The following is an 18,178-nucleotide window of genomic DNA, read 5'->3' as shown; positions in this document are numbered from 1 at the left end:
TCGTCCTCGTCCTCGTCCTCGTCCTCGGAGTGCTTCGCATCATCAGGTGGCGATGATCCTGGGCTGGGCTCGGCTCCGCCCGCACCGGGCTCGGCCGCGCCCGGGCCGGGCGTGGCTCCCTCCCCGCCGGATCCGGCTCCACCCGCAACGGGTTCGGCCCCGCCCCTACCGGGCATGGCTTCGCCGCTGCCGGGCTCAGCTCCGCCTCCACCAGCGGTGGATTCTCCCGAGGGCCGGTCTTCGCCGGAAACGACCGCGGACCGCGACGGCGAGTCCGCACCCGAAGGTGTGGGACTGCCGTCGCGGTCCGCGGGAGGTTCGTGCGTGCTCATCGGGGCTGAGCTTATCCCTAGGGTTCTCAGCCCGGTCCGAGCGTACCCAGCCCTCGGCGATGCCGAGGGTGAGCGGATCAGCTGTCGCGCTTCTCCTTGACCTTGGCGGCCTTGCCGCGCAGGTCACGCAGGTAGTACAGCTTGGCGCGGCGGACCGCACCGCGGGTCACGACCTCGATCTTCTCGACGACCGGGGTGTGCACCGGGAAGGTGCGCTCCACGCCGACGTTGAAGCTGACCTTGCGAACGGTGAAGGTCTCGCCGACGCCCGAGCCGTGGCGGCGGATGACGATGCCCTGGAAGACCTGGATACGGGAGCGGTTGCCCTCGATAACCCGGACGTGGACCTTCAGGGTGTCACCGGCGCGGAACGCCGGGATGTCGGTACGCAGCGAGGCCGCGTCGACAGCAGCGAGCTTGTTGCTCATGATGCTCTCCATCGCAGGCGCCACGGGCCGCCCACGGAAATTCGTCTCAATGGGGTGTGCTGCGGGCCGCTTCGGCCTTCGACGTACCCCCCGTGGCGGGGGCGTCGGACCACTGACCCCTACGAGAGGAGTCCAGCGACAGACAACAGTCGCCTATTCTTCCACAGCATCGGCTGCGGACCGAAATCGGCCGAGCCGCTCGTCCCACACCAGGCCGAGGATGCTGAGGGCCTGCCGTTCCTTCTTGTCGAACGAGTCGTACTGCCAACGCTCGACGAGGTCGGGCCGGTTGGCCAGGGTTCGCGCGAACGCCTGCTCACGGCGCCAGCGGGCGATCTTGCCGTGGTGGCCGCTGAGCAGGATCTCCGGCACGGCCCGGCCCCGCCACTCGGCGGGCTTGGTGTAGACCGGCCCCTCCAGCAGGTCGGCCATGGCGCCGGGGGCGAAGGAGTCGTCCCGGTGCGACTCGGCGTTGCCGAGGACACCGGGCAGCAGGCGCGCGATCGCCTCGACCATGACCAGCACGGCGACCTCGCCACCGGCCAGGACGTAGTCGCCGATCGACGCCTCGACCACGGGCATCCGCGTCGCGGCCTCTTCGATCACCCGGCGGTCGATGCCCTCGTAACGGGCCGGCGCGAAGGCAAGCCAGGGCCGCGCGGCCAGTTCCTGGGCCAGCTCCTGGGTGAACGGGCGGCCGCTCGGGGTGGGCACCACCAGGGTCGGCACAGCGCCTTCGGGCCCCTGCGAGACCACCGCGTCCAGCGCGGCCCCCCACGGTTCGGGCTTCATCACCATGCCGGGGCCACCCCCGTACGGGGTGTCGTCCACGGTGCGGTGGACGTCCGTGGTCCAGCTGCGCAGGTCGTGCAGGTGGACGTCCAGCTGGCCGCGGGCACGGGCCTTGCCGACCAGCGAGACGTTCAGCGGTTCCAGGTACTCGGGAAAGATCGTGACGACGTCGATCCGCATCTCACTCATGCGTCGGCCTTGCCCTCACCAGCATCACCTGCTGCGTCGTCCCCGTCCTCGGCACCGGCACCGGCCTCTGCGGGCCCACCCTCGGCACCGCCCTCGGCCGAGGCGACGGCCACCACTGCCTGGTCGGGGTCGATCAGACCGAGCGGCGGGTCGATCACCGCGCGCTGGTTCTCCAGGTCGATGGTCGGGACGATCTTCTCGACGAACGGCACCAGCACCTCGGTGCCATCGGCCTTCTTCACCGTGAGGAGGTCCTGGTAGGGCAGGTGGACGACTTCGGTCAGCTCGCCGACCAGGGTGCCGTCGAGGAGGACCACGTCCAGGCCGATCAGCTGGTGGTCGTAGTACTCGTCCTCCTCCTCCGGCCGCTCGTCCGGGTCGACCTCGGCGATCAGGAGGGTGCCGCGCAACGCCTCGGCGTCGTTGCGGTCCTTCACTCCGGCGAAGCGCAGCAGCAGCCGGCCGCTGTGCACCTTGCCCGACTCGACGGTCAGCGGGCCGGCCGACGCCGGGTCGGTGAGCAGTACCGCGCCGGGGCCGAGCCGGAGCTCCGGCTCATCGGTACGGACCTCGACGCTGACGTCCCCCTTGATGCCGTGGGCGCGGCCGATCTTGCCGACGACGAGCTGCACGGTGATCGCTCTCCTGAAGTTGCTGGACTTGCGCTGCGAAGGATCGAAGGAACGGAAAAACGTAAGGAACGAGGAACAGAAGGAATGGAATGGGCGGAACGAAAGAAGGCCGGTCGGGACGACGAGCGTCCCGACCGGCCCCAAGCCTGACGGCTGTGCGTCAGCGAATGCTGTCCACGTCGACCAGGTCGACCCGGACGTTGCGACCGCCGAGGGCGCCGACCACGGTGCGCAGAGCACGCGCCGTCCGGCCGCCCCGACCGATCACCTTGCCGAGGTCATCGGGGTGCACTCGCACCTCGATGGTGTTACCCCGCCGCAGGTTGCGCGAGCGCACCTGAACCTCGTCGGGGTGCTCGACGATGCCCTTCACCAGGTGGTCGAGGGCTTCCTCGATCACGATCAGGCCTCGGTGGAAGCGGCCTCGGCGTCAGCCTCGGCCTTGTCCGACTTCTTGGCCTTCGGGGTGATGGCGACACCGGTGGTGCTGTCCTCGAAGCCGGCGACGGCCTTGGCGAACAGGTGCGAGAAGTCCTCGACCTTCGGCTCGGCGACCTTCAGCGGCGCCGGAGCCGGCAGGCCCTTGAACTTCTGCCAGTCGCCGGTCAGCTTCAGGATGGCGAGAACCGGCTCGGTCGGCTGGGCGCCGACGGACAGCCAGTACTGGGCGCGGTCGCTGTCGACCTCGATCTTCGAGGGGTTGTAGGTCGGCTGGTAGAGGCCGATCTCCTCGATCGCGCGACCGTCACGCTTGGTGCGGGAGTCGGCGACGACGATGCGGTAGTGCGGGGAGCGAATCTTGCCGAGTCGCTTCAGCTTGATCTTGACTGCCACGGGAGTGGATTCTCCTGGTGTTGACGTGGGTGAGCAGCCACTGCCATCGCGTGGGGTTGCGGGGCGGGCCGTTCAAGGGACACGCCAGCCGTAGGAGAGAGGGGTCCTGCCCGGCTGCCGAGTACTCAGCTGTCCATTCTGCCACACGCGGCCGGCCGCCCCGAATCAGGGCCTTCCCGCCGGACGGCGAACCAGCGGGAGCGGCGATCCAACAGCGTCGGCGCGCCAAGGAGGACGAGCAGGCCGGCAGACGTACCGAACCGACCGACGACACCCCGGATTCAACGGACCCGCCGGACCGACGGGCCCACCGAACACCGGACACCCCGGCCCGGCGGCCCCACCGAACGGACGAACGCTCCGACGCGCCCAGCCCGACGGCCCCACCGAACCGGCGAACGCTCCGCCGCGCCGACCCGACCGAGTCGGCGGGCCGACGAAGGCCGCGCCGCCCCACGGGAAGAGCCCTCGCCGACACCCCGACGGCAAGAGCCCCCACCCGAACGACGCCCGAAGTCTCAGGCGATCCGGAACGGCTGCTGGCACGCCCCGCAGACGATCGACGCCTGGGCGAGCACCGAGGGCACCACCCGGACGTTCCGGCCGCAGCCGCAGACCGCCTTGACCCGGACGCCGCCCCCCGAGGAGCCGTGCCGCGCCGCCGGACCGCGGAACGTGCGCTGACCGCCCTCGCCGGCCACGGCCAGCTGGTGCGCACCGAGCGCACTGTCGAGCCGCTCGATGGTCTGGGCGTAGCGCTCCTGGGTCTCCTTGAGCATGGTCACCTGGGAGAAGCCGCTGCTGGCGTGCGGCTCGATCGGGTGGGCCAGCCCGAGCTCGCTGGCGAGCATCAGGAAGCGGCGGTTGTGGTAGCGGCCGGCCCGCGAGGTGTCGCGGATGTCCCGCGCGGCTGCCAGACCGTGGGCGGCCTCGTGCAGCAACCGCTCGAAGCCGAGCCGGGTGCCGCAGGCCGAGGAGGACTCGCCGATCAGGGCCTCGGGCGAGGCGAGGTCGGGAAGGTCCTGGTGGTATGCCTGGATGTCGCTCCAGGCGGCGGCCAGTTCGGCCGCGAGAACGAGAGGCTGTGTCGTGCTCACGCTATGCCAACGATGGAGCGAGAGCCGATGTTCCGCACGTTCCCCTTCGCCGGGAATTCCCAGGAAACTCCCAGCAATGCGCATCGCTGCGCGAATTTCGCTGCTCGGATCTGACGCAAGACCAACCCCCTGCAACTGTGGGCCCAACAAGCCTCGCCGGGCTCTTGGATTTGCCCCGGGGTCCGGGCCCCGCACGCCCGGGCGGGCACGGCGGCGCCGCCCCAAGGCGGACGGCCCGTGGCAATGTCGGAAATTGACAAGGCCACGGGCCGTACACCGTACCGCTAGTTCGATAGGACTGGCAGTCGGCTGGTCAGTACTCTCAACTGACAGTCTGCGAGCGGTAGAACAATCGACCTCTCCGGCTCGAGAACCGAGACCGGTTATCGGCACATCAGTAGGCGCGCGCGACGATCGCGACGTTGCCTTCCTGATCGTCCGTCAGCGGAACCGAACCGTCGGCCGCGACGATGCAGCGCACCGAAACGCCCTGCTCGGCCAGCTTGGCCTCGCCCTCGGGACCCAGCTCGGCCCAGGACATCCGGCCCCAGCCGGTCGCGGCCGCCTCGACGGCCTCCTCGATGGTCTTGACCTCGACGGTGCGGGCCTCGCGGCGCTCGCGGGACTGACGCAGCAGCAGGGCCTGGTCCTCCTCCAGGATGCCCGGCAGCAGCTCGGCCAGACCGTCGATGGAGACCGGCTCCTTGCCGCCGGGGATCCGGCGGGCGAGCATCGCGGTGCCGTTCTCCAGGTCGCGCGGGCCGACCTCGATGCGCACCGGCACGCCCTTCAGCTCCCAGTCGACGGCGCGGCGGCCGAACGGGGTGTCGGTGCGGTCGTCGACCACGACCCGGACACCGGCGGCCTCCAGCCGGGCACCGATCTCACGGACCTTGGCGAGCACCGCGTCGTCGCCCTTGATGGCCAGGACCACGGCCTGGACGGCGGCCAGCCGCGGCGGAACCCGCAGGCCGTTGTCGTCGCCGTGGGACATGATCAGACCGCCGACCATACGGGTCGAGACGCCCCAGGAGGTCTGCCAGACGTACTCGCGCTCGGCACCCTGGAGCTGGTAGGTGGTGTTGAACGCCTTGGCGAAGTTCTGGCCCAGCTCGTGGCTGGTGCCCATCTGCAGCGCCTTGCCGTCGCCCATCATGCCCTCGAGGGTGAGGGTGTTGATGGCGCCCGCGAAGCGCTCCTTGGCGGTCTTGCGGCCGAGCACCACGTCGATGCCCAGCACGTTGGTCATGAAGTCGCCGTAGACGTCGGTGTGGATCATCGAGGCGTACGCCTGCGCGTCCTCGTAGGTGGCGTGGGCGGTGTGGCCCTCCTGCCAGAGGAACTCGGTGGTGCGCAGGAAGACGCGCGGGCGCAGCTCCCAGCGGACCACGTTGGCCCACTGGTTGATCAGCAGCGGCAGGTCGCGGTGGCTCTGCACCCACTTGGAGAAGTACTCGTTGATGATGGTCTCGGAGGTCGGCCGGACCACGACCGGCTCCTCCAGCTCCTTGCCACCACCGTGGGTGACCACGGCCAGCTCGGGGGCGAAGCCCTCGACGTGCTCGGCTTCCTTGGTCAGGTAGTGCTGCGGGATGAACAGCGGGAAGTACGCGTTCTGGGCGCCGGCCTTCTTGATCCGGGCGTCCATCTCCTGCTGCATCCGCTCCCACAGGCCGTAGCCGTACGGTCGGATGACCATGGTGCCGCGCACCGGACCGTTGTCGGCCAGCTCGGCCTTGTTGATGAGGTCCTGGTACCAGCGCGGGAAGTCGTCCGCCTGGGGGGTGAGAACGGGTGCCTTTGCCATGGGGCAGATGGTACGGGGATCCGGCGCCTGACCGTGAATCGGTTTCGATCCCACGGGTCGGGGGGCGCACGACCACGGCGCGTGAGTACCCCGTCGCACCCCTCTGGACGCCGGGGCTCGGCCGCTGTTCGCTGGACTCGGGGCGGGACTTTCCGGGGGGTGTCACGAGCAGACCAGCAGAGGACCGGATGGGAGGCCGCGATGGCTTCAGCGCAGGTGACCGGTACGACCGCGCAGCGACCCCGCGCCCATGGAGGGGCGCGTGCACACGGGCGGGCGCGCGACTGGGCTGAGATCCAGGAGCGCATGCTCGTGCCGCTCTACCAGGCCGTGTACGAGCGCCTGGAGGTCGGCTCGGCGACCAGTCTGCTCGGTCTCGGCTGCCGGTCGGGACTGTCCCTGCTGCTGGCGGCGGAGCGGGGGGCCCAGGTGGCCGGCGAGGAGCTGGACACCGAGCTGAGGGAGCTGGCGCAGGGCCGGCGGCTGCGGGTTTCCGGTCCCGGGCACCGTGACCGGTCGGGTGGTCCGTTCCCCCACACGGCCTATTCGCTGGTGACTCTCTTCGAGCTGTGGCAGGCGCCGTTCCTGCGGCCGTCCGGCGAGCCCGGGCGGTCGGTGGCGATGGCCGCGCGGCTGGCCCTGGCGGGCGGCCAGGTGGTGCTGGCGGGCTGGGGCCCGCCGGAGCGCTGCGAGAGCGCCGTCGTTCTGGACGTGGCGCGCCGGCGGGCCGCCCCGGCGTCCGGCTGCGACCCGTTCGCGCTGAGCTCGCCGGGCGCACTGGAGGCGCTGCTGGCCGGCACCGGACTGCGCCCGGCGGGCAGCGGACGGGTGAACTGCCCGTTCGCGTACCCGGATCTGGAGAGCGCGGTACGCGGGATGCTCTCGACCGGCGTGTACGAGGCGGCGATCGACGACTCCGGCACGGCCCTGGTGGAGAAGGAGCTGGAGGAGGCGCTGCAGCCGTTCGTCCAGCCGGACGCCTCGGTACGGATGGCCAACCTGTTCCGGTACGTGATCGCCGAACGGGCCCGCTGAACCGGCGGTACCGAAGCGAACAGGTCCGCCGAGCCGGGCAGGTCCGCGGCCCCGCCCGGAGGGCCTGCGCGAGCCGTCAGGGCAGCTCGTGCTCCCCGCGCGGCACGCCCGCCGCCCGGTAGGCGGCTTCCTCGTCCAGGGTCTCGGCCTCCAGCAGGGCTCCGGCCAGGGCGTCCAGCTTGGCGCGGTGCTCGGTGAGCTGCCGGATCGCGTCCTCGTAGCACTCGGAGACGATCCGGCGGGCCTCCTGGTCGACCGCGTCCAGCGTGGTGGGTGCGGCGGAGAGCCCGTACGCGCCCTGGGCGTCGTTGGGGACGGCGGTGAGGCGGCCCACCCGCTCGCTCATGCCCCAGCGCCCGGCCATGCCGCGGGCGATGTTGGTGACCTGTTCCAGGTCGCTCTCGGAGCCGGTGGTGACGACCCCGTAGACGACCTGCTCGGCGGCCATTCCGCCCAGCGCACCGATGATCCGGCCGCGCAGGTAGGGCTCGGTGTAGGAGTAGCGGTCGGTCTCCGGGGTGGAGAGGGTGACACCGAGGGCCCGGCCGCGCGGCACGATGGTGATCTTGCGGACCGGGTCGGCGCCCGGCTGCAGCATGCCGAGCAGCGCGTGGCCGCTCTCGTGGTACGCGGTGCGCTCGCGCTCGCTCTGCGGCATCACCAGCGGTCGTACCGCGCCGAGCTGGACCTTCTCCAGTGCGTCCGAGAGGTCGTTCGGGCCGACGCTGTCCTCCTTGCGCTTGACGGCCAGCAGCGCGGCCTCGTTGACCAGGTTGGCCAGGTCGGCACCGGTCATCCCCGGTGTCACCTTGGCGAGTTGGCCGAGATCGCTCCGCGGGGAGAGCGGCACGTCCCGGGTGTGGATCCGCAGGATGGCCTCGCGGCCGCCGCGGTCCGGCGGGCTGACGGTGATCCGGCGGTCGAAGCGTCCCGGGCGCAGCAGGGCCGGGTCCAGGATCTCGGCCCGGTTGGTGGCCGCGATCACGATCACGCCCTCGGAGCCGGTGAAGCCGTCCATCTCGGTCAGGATCTGGTTGAGGGTCTGTTCGCGCTCGTCGTGGCCGCCCATGCTGCCGCTGCCGCCGCGCTGGCGGCCGATGGTGTCGATCTCGTCGATGAAGATGATCGCGGGCGCCACCTTGCGGGCCTCGGCGAAGAGTTCGCGGACCCGGCTGGCGCCGACGCCGACGATCATCTCGATGAACTCGGAGGCGGAGGCGGAGAAGAACGGCACGTCGGCCTCGCCCGCCACCGCCCGGGCCAGCAGGGTCTTGCCGGTGCCGGGCGGGCCGCTGAGCAGCACACCGCGCGGCATCTTGGCACCGAGCCGGCGGTAGGCCTGCGGGTTCTTCAGGAAGTCGACCACCTCGGTGAGTTCGGCCTCGACCTCGTCGATGCCGGCCACGTCCGCGAAGGTGGTCCGCTTGCCCGCCGTGGTGTCCACGGGCTTGGGCGGCGCCTTGCGGCCGAGCGCCCCGGCGGCGCCCAGCCCGCCGGCCATCCGGCGGGCCAGCAGCACCCAGACCAGGACCAGCAGCAGCATCGGGGCGAGCGAGATCAGCAGATTGGCGAGGAAGCTGCGCTGCTGGACGACCGGTTCGGCGGTGACCGTGACGTTCTGCTGCTGGAGGGTGGCCCAGAGCCTGTCGTCGGCGAAGGACGGCCGCTGGGTGGTGAACTCGGTGTAGTTGCCCTTGCCCTCGGGTTTGGGCGCCGCGCTCTTCAGGGTGCCCTCGATCGAGTCGCCCTTGGAATAGATCTTGGTGATGTTGCCCTGGGCGAGCTGGCGGTCGAACTCGGTGTAGGAGATCGTGGTCGACCTGCCGGCCCCGAAGAAGCTCAGCAGCAGGTCCGAGAGCAGGAAGACCACCAGGGCGGTGAGGACGAGGCCGCCCCAGCCGCCGGGCATCTTCCGACGGTGTGGCGGGGGTGGGGCGCCCTCGGAACGCCAGGGCTGCTCGGGGGTCTGACGCGGCGGTACCGGAGTGCTCACCAGTCGGACGATACGGACAACCGGACGGGTGATCCACGCGAAACGCCGGGCCGCCGCTACGGCCGGGGCAGCGGCTCCCACTCCTCCGTCGTCAGCGCGAAGCGCTCGTGGTCGCGCCAGGCGCCGCCCAGGAAGAGCATCCGGGGCGTGTAGCCCTCGTGCCGGAAGCCGAGGCGCTTGGCCAGCGCGATCGAGCGTTCGTTCTCCGGCTGGACGTTGATCTCCAGGCGGTGCAGCCCGAGACCGCCGCCCTCCGGCGGGGCGAAGCAGCGGTCGACCACCAGCCGCATCCCCTCGCTCATCCGGCCGGTCCCGGCGAACGGCAGGTACGAGTCGTAGCCGAGCGCCCCGTTGCAGAACCGGCCCATCACGATGTTGGCCACGTTGCACTTGCCGACCAGGCCGCCCGTGTCCAGGTCCACGATCAGGAAGGTGCGCAGTCCGGGCCCCTGACGCTCCAGCAGATCCGCGAGACCGTCCGGCTCGACCGGGTTCCACCGGCCGACGTGCTCGGCCGAACGGCGGACCGCCTCGGCGTACGGGGCCAGGTCTGCGGACTTCGGGGCACGGATCATCACTCGCACGCACCCATCATCCGCCATCCGGGGGGCCTGCGGCCATGCGGCCCTCCCGGGTGGGAAAGGGCGCAGCCCCCAGGGGCACGGGCGGCCGCCCGTGCCCCTGGGGGCTGCTTCCCCCGTGGACCTCAGAGGAGGTCCTTGAACTCCTTGGGGAGCTCGAAGTCCGCCGGTCCCTTGCCCGCGCCGAGGCCGAAGGCGCCGCCCTGCTCCGGGGCCTGCCCGGGGCCGAGCGCCTTGCGCTGTGCCGCGGCGGCCTCCTCCTGGGCCCGCTTCAGCGGGTTGCCGGAGCGCTTGCGGCCCTTGGCCGCCGGGGCCTTCTTGCCGGACTTCTTGGCGCCGCCGCCACCCATGCCCGGGATGCCCGGCATGCCGGGGATGCCCTTGCCGGAGGCCATCGCGGACATCATCTTGCGGGCGTCGAAGAACCGCTCGACCAGGTTGTTGACCTCGCCGACCTGGACGCCCGAACCCTTGGCGATACGGGCCCGCCGCGAGCCGTTGATGATCTTCGGGTCGGTGCGCTCGGCCGGCGTCATCGACTTGATGATCGCGCCGACCCGGTTGACGTCCCTGTCGTCGATGTTGTTGATCTGCTCGCGGATCTGGCCCATGCCGGGCAGCATGCCGAGCAGCTTGGAGATCGAGCCCATCTTCTGGACCTGCTCCAGCTGGGCCAGGAAGTCGTCGAGGGTGAAGTCCTTGCCGCCGCCCTGCAGCTTGGCGGCCATCTTCTCGGCCTCGGCCTGCGAGAAGGTCTGCTCGGCCTTCTCGATCAGGGAGAGCACGTCACCCATGCCGAGGATGCGCGAGGCCATCCGGTCCGGGTGGAAGGCGTCGAAGTCGTCGACCTTCTCGCCGTTGGAGGCGAACATGATCTGCCGGCCGGTGACGTGCGCCACCGAGAGCGCCGCACCACCGCGGGCGTCACCGTCCAGCTTGGACAGCACCACACCGGTGAAGTCGACGCCTTCGAGGAAGGCCTGCGCGGTGGTCACCGCGTCCTGGCCGATCATCGCGTCGAGGACGAACAGCACCTCGTCCGGGTTGATCGCGGCACGGATGTCCGCGGCCTGCTGCATCAGCTCGGCGTCGATACCGAGGCGGCCGGCGGTGTCGACGATGACGATGTCGTGCTGCTTCTGCTTCGCGTACTCGATCGAGTCGCGGGCGACCTTGACCGGGTCGCCGACGCCGTTGCCCGGCTCGGGGCCGTAGAAGGCGACGTCGGCACGGTCGGCCACCACGCCCAGCTGGGTGACGGCGTTCGGGCGCTGGAGGTCGCAGGCGACCAGCAGCGGGGTGTGCTTCTGCTTCTTCAGCCAGTGGCCCAGCTTGCCCGCGAGGGTGGTCTTACCGGCACCCTGCAGACCGGCCAGCATGATCACGGTCGGGCCGGACTTGGCGTACCGGAGTCGACGGGTCTCGCCACCGAGGATGTTGACGAGCTCCTCGTTGACGATCTTGACGACCTGCTGGGCGGGGTTCAGCGCGCCGGAGACCTCGGCGCCCAGCGCGCGGTCCTTGATCTGCTTGATGAAGGCCCGCACCACCGGCAGCGCGACATCCGCCTCGAGCAGGGCGATCCGGATCTCGCGGGCGGTGGCATCGATGTCCGCCTCACTGAGGCGGCCCTTGCCCCGGAGGTTCTTGAACGTCGCTGCGAGGCGGTCGGAGAGAGTGTCGAACACGTCGGTCGCGGGTCCCTTGCGGCATCGGTACGGGTACTGTCGTCGCCCCCAAGGGTATCCGGCCGCCCGGGGAACGGTCTCCACCCGTATGCCCGCCTCGGGTCGCGAGGCGCTCCGGCCCCCGGGCGACCAGGGCGGCACCGGCTCTGGGAGCCGTACTCACCTGCCGTTCGCCGCCCGCGGTCGGGCCGGGTCGGGGCACGGACCCGGGACCGCGGCACGTGTTCGCGGACGCCGGCACCCGTCGGACCGAACGTCAGCCGCCCAGCGCCTCCCGCACCTGGGCCGCCACCTCCCCGGCCCGCTCGGAGGTCAGCGGACGGCGGTCCGGCCCGGTGAGGTAGAAGGCGTCCACGGCCTCCGCGCCGAGCGTACTGACATGGGCGGTACGGACCACCACGCCGGCCGCGTCCAGGGCCCGGCCGATCCGGTGCAGCAGACCGGGGGCGTCGTGCGCGCGGACCTCCAGGACGGTGGCGCTGGACGAGCCGCCGGGAGCGACCGCGACCACCGGCGGCGGGGTGCTGATGCCCCGGCGGCGCGGGGCGGCGGCGTCCCGTTCGGCCAGCTTGCGGGCCACGTCCAGCGAACCGTCCAGGGCCCGGCGCAGATCGGCCCGCAGCCGGTCCGCCTCGGGCAGCTCCCCGTACGCGGCGGCGACCTTCCAGCGGATCAGCAGCACCTGGCCGGCCCCGATCGGGTCCAGCAGCCGCAGCGCCGCGGACCGGACCGTCAGCCGGTGCAGCGCGAGCACCCCGGCCGCCGTGCTCAGCAGCGCCGGGCGGTCCGGGATGGCCAGGATCAGTTCGGCACCCATCGGCTCGGCGGCGAAGGGCGCCTGCTGCGGCTGGGCGAGCAGGGCGAGGGCCGGCTCGCCGGTCCTCGCGGCCTCCACCGCCAGCCGCTCCTGCTCGACGGTGGGCACGGCTCCGGGATCCGACCCGGGGTCGGGATCCCCTCCCGCGAGCCGGCCTGCCACCCGGTCCACCAGCCGGTCCACCAGGGAGGCCCGCCAGCTGCTCCAGGCGGTGGGACCGGTGGCGGTGGCATCGGCCTCGGTGAGGGCGTGCAGCAGCTCCAGGTGCGGGAGGGTGCCGACCACCTTGGTCATCAGGTCGATGGTGGCCGGATCGTCCGGGTCCCGGCGGGTGGCGGTGTCGATCAGTGTCAGATGGTGCCGCGCCAGCAGGGCCAGCGTCTCGGTGTCCGCCTTGTCGAAGCCCATCCGGGCCGCCGCGTCGCGGACGATCACCTCGCCCGCCTCGCTGTGGTCGCCTGGCCAGCCCTTGCCGAGGTCGTGCAGCAGCGCCGCGACCAGCAGCAGGTCGGGCCTGGCCACCCGGCGGGTCATCGCGGCCGCCCGGACCGCCGTCTCGACCAGGTGCCGGTCGACCGTCCAGCGGTGTACGGCGTTGCGCTGCGGCCGGCAGCGGACCCGCTCCCAGTCCGGCAGCAGCCGGCTGACCAGCCCCTCCGCCTCCAGCGCCTCCCAGACCGGCAGGCAGGACTCCCCCGCGCCGAACAGGGTGACCAGCTGTTCGCGGGCCTCGTCCGGCCAGGGCACCGGCAGCGGCCGGCTCTCGGCGGCCAGCCTGCGCACGGTGGCGTACCCGATCGGGATCCCGGCCTGCGCGGCGGCCGCGGCGGCGCGCAGCGGCAGCACCGGGTCCTGCGCCGGGCGGGCGCCCTGGGCGAGCACCGCCTCCCCGTCCTGCTCGACCACGCCCTCGGCGAGCGGCCTGCGCTCCACGGCGCCGCGCGCCACCGCACCCGTGCCGCGCCCGGCACCGGTGAACGGGAAGGCCAGCCGGCCGACCCTGCGGACCCGGCCGACACGGGCGGCGATGACTCGTTCGACGGCCCGCCAGGTGACGTCACCGGCGTAGGCGATGGTGCGGGCCGCCTCGTAGACCTGGCGCAGCAGGGTGTCGGCGTCGAGCACCCCGAGCCGCTCGGCGACCTGGTCCTGGTCGTGCAGACTGAGCCGTTCGGTGGCCCGGCCGGTGGCCAGGTGCAGGGCGTCGCGGACGTCGGCCAGCCTGGCCGCGGCCGCGTCGAGGCCGTCCCTGGGGGCGTCCGCGAGCCAGCTGGCGGCGATCGCGCCCAGGGCGGTCACGTCCCGCAGTCCGCCCCTGGCCTCCTTGAGGTCGGGTTCCAGCAGGAAGGACAACTCGCCGTGCCGCTCGGCCCGTTCGAGGCAGAGGCGGTGGAGTTCGGGCAGCCGTCTGGGGGCGGCGGCACGCCAGTCGGCGAGTACCGCGGAGCGGAGCCCGGCGGTGAGTTCCGGGTCACCGGCGAGGTGGCGGGCGTCGAGCAGGCCCAGCTGCGCCTTGAGGTCCTCGGCGGCGACCCTGCGCGCCTCGGCGAGGGTGCGGACCGAGTGGTCGAGCGCGGCACCGCCGTCCCAGACCGGGTACCAGATGCGTTCGGGCAGGGCCGGGTCGAGCGTGCCGTGGTGCAGCAGCAGGACGTCCAGGTCGCTGCGCGGCGAGAGTTCACCGCGGCCGTAGCCGCCGACCGCCACCAGCGCGGTTCCCGCCGGGGCGCCGGACGCCTCGTACAGCCCGCTGAGCCAGTCGTCGGCCAGGGCTGACAGGGCGGTGCGGCGTTCGGCACCGCCGGGGCCAGGTTCTGCGAACAGCCGGGCGCGGGCGGAGGCGAAGGCGGAGGGGCCGGTCGGGTCCCCGGCGGGAGGGGTGTCGGTGGGTGTCACATCGGTCCCCGTCCGTGGTGCGGTGGTTCTGTGCCGAATCGTAGGTGCGGTGCACGCGCGGGGAGCCGAGCGGCCGGCCCGCCGCACGGGCGGGGGCCGGCCTCGCGGTTCCCGGCGCCCCCCGGGAGGGTGCAACTCGGGTACGGGCTGGGCGGTTTGGAGGGCGGATCTCCGCGCCCCGACCGCCTACAGCGCGTCGGGCCCGCGTTCGCCGGTGCGGACCCGGACGGCGGTCTCGACCGGGATGCTCCAGACCTTGCCGTCGCCGATCCGGCCGGTGCGCGCGGCCTCGACCAGTACGTCGATCAGTCCGTCGGCGTCCGCGTCGTCGACCAGGACCTCGATCCGGACCTTCGGGACCAGGTCCACGGTGTACTCGGCGCCCCGGTAGACCTCGGTGTGGCCGCGCTGGCGGCCGTAGCCGCTGGCCTCGGTGACGGTGAGGCCCTGGACACCGAAGGCCTGCAGGGCGTTCTTCACCTCGTCCAGTCGGTGGGGCTTGATGACGGCGGTGATGAGCTTCATCGGGTGTCGACCTCGGTCTTCTCGGAGGGCTTGTCGGCCGGCTTGTCAGCGGGATTCCCGGCGGTCCGGTCGGCGGGCTTCGCGGCGGGCTTGGCCGCCGTGCCCACGGCCGGCTTCGCGGCGGGCCTTTCGGCGGTCTTCGCGGCGGGCCTTTCGACGAGCCGCTCGGCTGCCGGGACCGACAGGGTCCGGGCCAGGCTGGCCCCGACCGCGCTGAAGTCGTATGCCGACTCGGCGTGTTCGGCCTGGTCGACCCCGGCGACCTCGACCTCCTCGGCGACCCGGAAGCCGACGGTCCGCTGGATCGCCTTGCCGAGCAGCCAGGAGAGCACGAAGGAGTAGCCGCCGACCACGACCACGCCCATCGCCTGCCTGCCCAGCTGTCCGAACCCGCCGCCGTAGAAGAGGCCCTGGGCAGTCTGCCCGACGTGGCCGGTGGCGAACAGCCCCACCGCGAGCGAGCCGACGATGCCGCCGACCGCGTGCACACCGACCACGTCCAGCGAATCGTCGAAGCCCAGGCGGTACTTGAGACCGATCGCGGCGGCGCAGACCGCCCCGGCGATCAGACCGATCACGATCGCTCCGAGCGCCGAGACCGAACCGCAGGCCGGGGTGATGGCGACCAGACCGGCCACCGCGCCGGAGGCGGCGCCCAGCGTGGTGAACGCGCCGTGCTTGATCCGCTCGTAGGCGAGCCAGCCGAGCATCGCCGCCGCGGTGGCCACCTGGGTGTTGAGGAAGGCCATCCCGGCCACGCCGTTGGCGGCCAGCGCGGAGCCCGCGTTGAAGCCGAACCAGCCGAACCAGAGCAGGCCCGAGCCGAGCATCACCAGCGGGAGGCTGTGCGGACGCATCGGGTCCTTCCTGAAGCCGACCCGCTTGCCGAGCACCAGGCAGAGCGCGAGGCCCGCGACACCGGCGTTGATGTGCACCGCCGTACCGCCGGCGAAGTCGATCACGCCGCCGCGGTCGCCGAGCCAGCCGCCGTGGCCGTTGTCGAAGAAGAACACCCAGTGCGCGACCGGGAAGTAGACGACCGTCACCCACAGCGCCACGAACAGCGCCCAGGCGGAGAACTTCGCTCTGTCCGCGACGGCGCCGCTGATCAGTGCCGGGGTGATCACGGCGAACATCAGCTGGAAGGAGGCGAACGCGGTGACCGGGATCGATCCGTTGAGGTCGTTCAGCCCGATGCCGCGCATCCCGAGGAAGTCGAGGTTGCCGATCAGGCCGGCGCCGGCGTCGGGGCCGAAGGCGAGCGAGTAGCCGTAGAGCACCCAGAGCACGCTGACGATCGCCAGCGAGATGAAGCTCATCGCGAGCATGTTGAGCGTGCTCTTGACCCTGACCATGCCTCCGTAGAAGAAGGCCAGGCCCGGGGTCATCAACATGACCAGGGCCGCACTGATGAACACGAATGCGGTGTCGCCCGCGCTGAAGCCCTCCGGCATCGGCGTCTCCTCTGCTGAAACCGCCCCCGGGATATCTGTCCCGTGTCCACCCGGGGTGTCGGCGTTGAAGAGGAGAGTGCCGAAGACTGGTTTCGGCCGATGCGGCTCGTTGTTTCACCGGTGTGACGGCGTTGACGGGAGAGTTACGAGCACGTGAAATGCGGCCGCGTCGCTTGCGCGGCCGCGCTACCGTCCGGCCGCGCCCCACCGGGTGCGGCGACGACGGCCCACCGACCGTGGCGCCCGCCGGGTTGCGGGGCGGGGAAGCCCGATCGGTTGCGGACCTACGGCGGCGTCCACGGCCGAGCTGAAGGAACGGCGACGCCCGGGAGCAGGTCTCCCGCCGTTCCGCGGAGCCGGTCACACCGCCATGCGATTACACCGATGTGGTGAACTCCGGAATGTCGTGCACCACCCGCTCGGCGAGCCGGTCGACCGCGTCCAGGCCCTTGAAGGTGCGCGAGGCGGCAGCCGAGGTCTTGCGAACCCGGGTGTTCAGCCGCTCGGAGCGCACTGTCCTGGCGATGTCCACGGCCTGCTCGGCCATCACCACGGCCTGCTCGGGCTCGTTCTGCAGCAGGTGGACGCTGGCCATCCCGACCAGGTTGAAGGCGTAGGAGCGGACGTGGTCCCCGTCCTGCCGGAACAGGTCGACGGCCCGCTCCATCACCGGCGCCGCCATCGAGGCGTAGAGCGGGCTGCGGCTGGAGCTGTAGGCGAGGTCCCGGAAGGAGTGCGCGTTCTCCGCGTTGAGCTCCGCCTCGGAGAAGAACTTGAGCCAGTCCGGGTCGTTGTCGGACGGACGGATGTCGCTGAAGGTGTCCTCGGCCAGCCGGGCGGCGCGGGCGCAGCGGTTGACCTCGCCGATGGTCGAGTACGCCCGGGCCTCCATCGCGTACAGCAGGGCCTGCTGGCGAGGGGTGGCGGTGTCCCGGCTGCCGTACTGGGCGAGGTGGATCAGCTCCAGGGCGTCCTCGCCCCGGTTGAGGTGGATCATCTGGCGGCTCATGTCGGTGAGGATCAGCGCGCCGAACGGCCTGTCCCCGGCCTCCTTGGCGGCGTGCAGTGCCAGCACGTAGTACTTCTGCGCGCTGGGGTGCATACCGACGTCGTACGACATCCACCCGGCCAGGTGGGCGAGTTCCGCGGTCAGCCGGAACAGCCGCTTGGTGGTGAGCTCGGGGTAGGTCTCCTGCAACAGGTCGGTGACCTCGTGGAGTTGGCCGACCACGGCCTTGCGGCGCAGCCCGCCGCCGTTCTGCGCGTCCCACTGGCGGAACATCACCGTGGTCTGCTCCAGCAGTTGGAGCTCGGGCTCGGAGAGCCTGCCGGTGTACGGCTCACCGCCGTTGGCCGCGGCCAGGATCGGGGTGGGCGTGCCGCTCGGGCCCGGGCTGAGCCAGCGCTGCATCGGCTCGATCAGAGCGGCGCCCGCGGTCAGCGCCAGCGAAGTGCCGAGGAAACCCCTGCGGTTGAGCATCAGGTCGCTGCGCGAGTACTCGCTGATCAGCTGCACGGTCTGGGTGCCGCTCCACGGCAGGTCCACCCCGCCGCCGACGGTGCTCACCGGGACCGCGGCGCGCAGGCCGAGGTCCTCGATCGAGACCACCGATCCGAAGCGCTCGGAGAACAGCTCCGAGAGGATCTTCGGGATCGGCTCGCGCGGCTGCTCGCCGTCCAGCCAGCGGCGCACCCGCGAGGTGTCGGTGCTGACGTGGTGCGCCCCGATCTGACGAGCCCGGCGGTTGACCTGGCGGGCGAGCTCGCCCTTGGACCAGCCGCTGCGGCCGAACCAGGACGTCAGCTTCTCGTTCGGTTGCTTCTCTGCCATGGGAACGTCACCCATCCCGCCCGGCCCCACAGGGCCCCGCTTGTCATATGACCCGACCGCCGTATTCGGCGGTGTCTGTTCTGCTCCCGCCCTCTGCCGGACGGTCCGCTGCGTTCCGTACGCCGAACGTAACGCTCCCTCCGCCATCCGAGGGAGCCGCAACGGGGAAACGCCACCTTTCGCCACCCCTATGAGTGAACTACTCGGCGCCGCACCGCGCTTCACTGGTATTCAGCCAGGCCCGCCC

Annotated in this window: 15 protein-coding genes; 1 reads left to right on the top strand and 14 read right to left on the bottom strand. The window is 71.7% G+C overall.

Features of this window, described 5'->3' with window-relative positions; genetic code table 11:
- Positions 1-409 precede the first annotated feature (409 nt).
- The 7 genes from rplS to proS form a co-directional block, all read right to left on the bottom strand.
- Positions 410-760 (bottom strand): 50S ribosomal protein L19, encoded by a 351-nt coding sequence (rplS, locus tag ACSMTC_RS24795; RefSeq protein WP_436561917.1) that lies wholly within the window; start codon positions 758-760, stop codon positions 410-412.
- A 153-nt stretch (positions 761-913) separates the two neighbouring features.
- Positions 914-1,732, bottom strand: coding sequence for a tRNA (guanosine(37)-N1)-methyltransferase TrmD (gene trmD / locus ACSMTC_RS24790; protein ID WP_436564799.1), 819 nt, complete (start codon positions 1,730-1,732; stop codon positions 914-916).
- A gap of 5 nt (positions 1,733-1,737) precedes the next feature.
- Positions 1,738-2,373 carry a ribosome maturation factor RimM gene (rimM, locus tag ACSMTC_RS24785; protein WP_436561916.1) on the bottom strand — a complete coding sequence of 212 codons (636 nt, stop codon included), beginning with the start codon at positions 2,371-2,373 and terminating at the stop codon, positions 1,738-1,740.
- A gap of 160 nt (positions 2,374-2,533) precedes the next feature.
- Positions 2,534-2,773 (bottom strand): RNA-binding protein, encoded by a 240-nt coding sequence (locus ACSMTC_RS24780; protein ID WP_030275689.1) that lies wholly within the window; start codon positions 2,771-2,773, stop codon positions 2,534-2,536.
- Positions 2,774-2,775: 2 nt separating this feature from the next.
- Positions 2,776-3,207: a 30S ribosomal protein S16 gene (gene rpsP, locus ACSMTC_RS24775; RefSeq protein WP_436561915.1), complete on the bottom strand. Its 432-nt coding sequence runs from the start codon at positions 3,205-3,207 to the stop codon at positions 2,776-2,778.
- 518 nt (positions 3,208-3,725) lie between these two features.
- Positions 3,726-4,304, bottom strand: coding sequence for a hypothetical protein (locus ACSMTC_RS24770; RefSeq protein ID WP_436561914.1), 579 nt, complete (start codon positions 4,302-4,304; stop codon positions 3,726-3,728).
- 394 nt (positions 4,305-4,698) lie between these two features.
- Positions 4,699-6,111, bottom strand: a complete 1,413-nt coding sequence (proS, locus tag ACSMTC_RS24765; protein ID WP_436561913.1) for a proline--tRNA ligase — start codon at positions 6,109-6,111, stop codon at positions 4,699-4,701.
- A gap of 201 nt (positions 6,112-6,312) precedes the next feature.
- Here proS and ACSMTC_RS24760 point away from each other — a divergent pair, with 201 nt between their 5' ends.
- On the top strand, positions 6,313-7,146 hold the full coding sequence (locus ACSMTC_RS24760; protein ID WP_436561912.1) for a class I SAM-dependent methyltransferase: 834 nt from the start codon (positions 6,313-6,315) through the stop codon (positions 7,144-7,146).
- A gap of 76 nt (positions 7,147-7,222) precedes the next feature.
- On the opposite strand, the gene ftsH is transcribed toward ACSMTC_RS24760, so the two are convergent.
- The 7 genes from ftsH to nsdA all read right to left on the bottom strand — a co-directional run bounded on the left by ftsH (position 7,223) and on the right by nsdA (position 17,931).
- Entirely contained in the window at positions 7,223-9,139 is a 1,917-nt protein-coding gene (ftsH, locus tag ACSMTC_RS24755) for an ATP-dependent zinc metalloprotease FtsH (RefSeq protein WP_436561911.1), read from the bottom strand.
- Positions 9,140-9,195: 56 nt separating this feature from the next.
- Positions 9,196-9,741, bottom strand: coding sequence for a GNAT family N-acetyltransferase (locus ACSMTC_RS24750; protein ID WP_436561910.1), 546 nt, complete (start codon positions 9,739-9,741; stop codon positions 9,196-9,198).
- Between the two features lie 104 nt (positions 9,742-9,845).
- Positions 9,846-11,408 carry a signal recognition particle protein gene (gene ffh / locus ACSMTC_RS24745; protein WP_436561909.1) on the bottom strand — a complete coding sequence of 521 codons (1,563 nt, stop codon included), beginning with the start codon at positions 11,406-11,408 and terminating at the stop codon, positions 9,846-9,848.
- Between the two features lie 256 nt (positions 11,409-11,664).
- The gene (locus ACSMTC_RS24740) at positions 11,665-14,121 is read right to left on the bottom strand and encodes a [protein-PII] uridylyltransferase (RefSeq protein ID WP_436561908.1); all 2,457 of its coding nucleotides are present in this window, start codon (positions 14,119-14,121) and stop codon (positions 11,665-11,667) included.
- A 186-nt stretch (positions 14,122-14,307) separates the two neighbouring features.
- Positions 14,308-14,646, bottom strand: a complete 339-nt coding sequence (locus tag ACSMTC_RS24735; protein ID WP_436561907.1) for a P-II family nitrogen regulator — start codon at positions 14,644-14,646, stop codon at positions 14,308-14,310.
- The gene (locus ACSMTC_RS24730) at positions 14,643-16,100 is read right to left on the bottom strand and encodes an ammonium transporter (protein ID WP_436561906.1); all 1,458 of its coding nucleotides are present in this window, start codon (positions 16,098-16,100) and stop codon (positions 14,643-14,645) included. Before ACSMTC_RS24730 ends, ACSMTC_RS24735 begins: the two co-directional genes overlap by 4 nt.
- Positions 16,101-16,476: 376 nt before the next feature.
- Positions 16,477-17,931, bottom strand: coding sequence for a transcriptional repressor NsdA (gene nsdA, locus ACSMTC_RS24725; RefSeq protein ID WP_436561905.1), 1,455 nt, complete (start codon positions 17,929-17,931; stop codon positions 16,477-16,479).
- Positions 17,932-18,178 lie beyond the last annotated feature (247 nt).

Origin of the sequence: Kitasatospora sp. HPM-01-4 (assembly GCF_051374625.1) — a bacterium.
Classification (GTDB): domain Bacteria; phylum Actinomycetota; class Actinomycetes; order Streptomycetales; family Streptomycetaceae; genus Kitasatospora.
The sequence above is the reverse complement of the archived record's forward strand: the minus strand, read 5'-3'. Positions and strand labels throughout refer to the sequence as shown.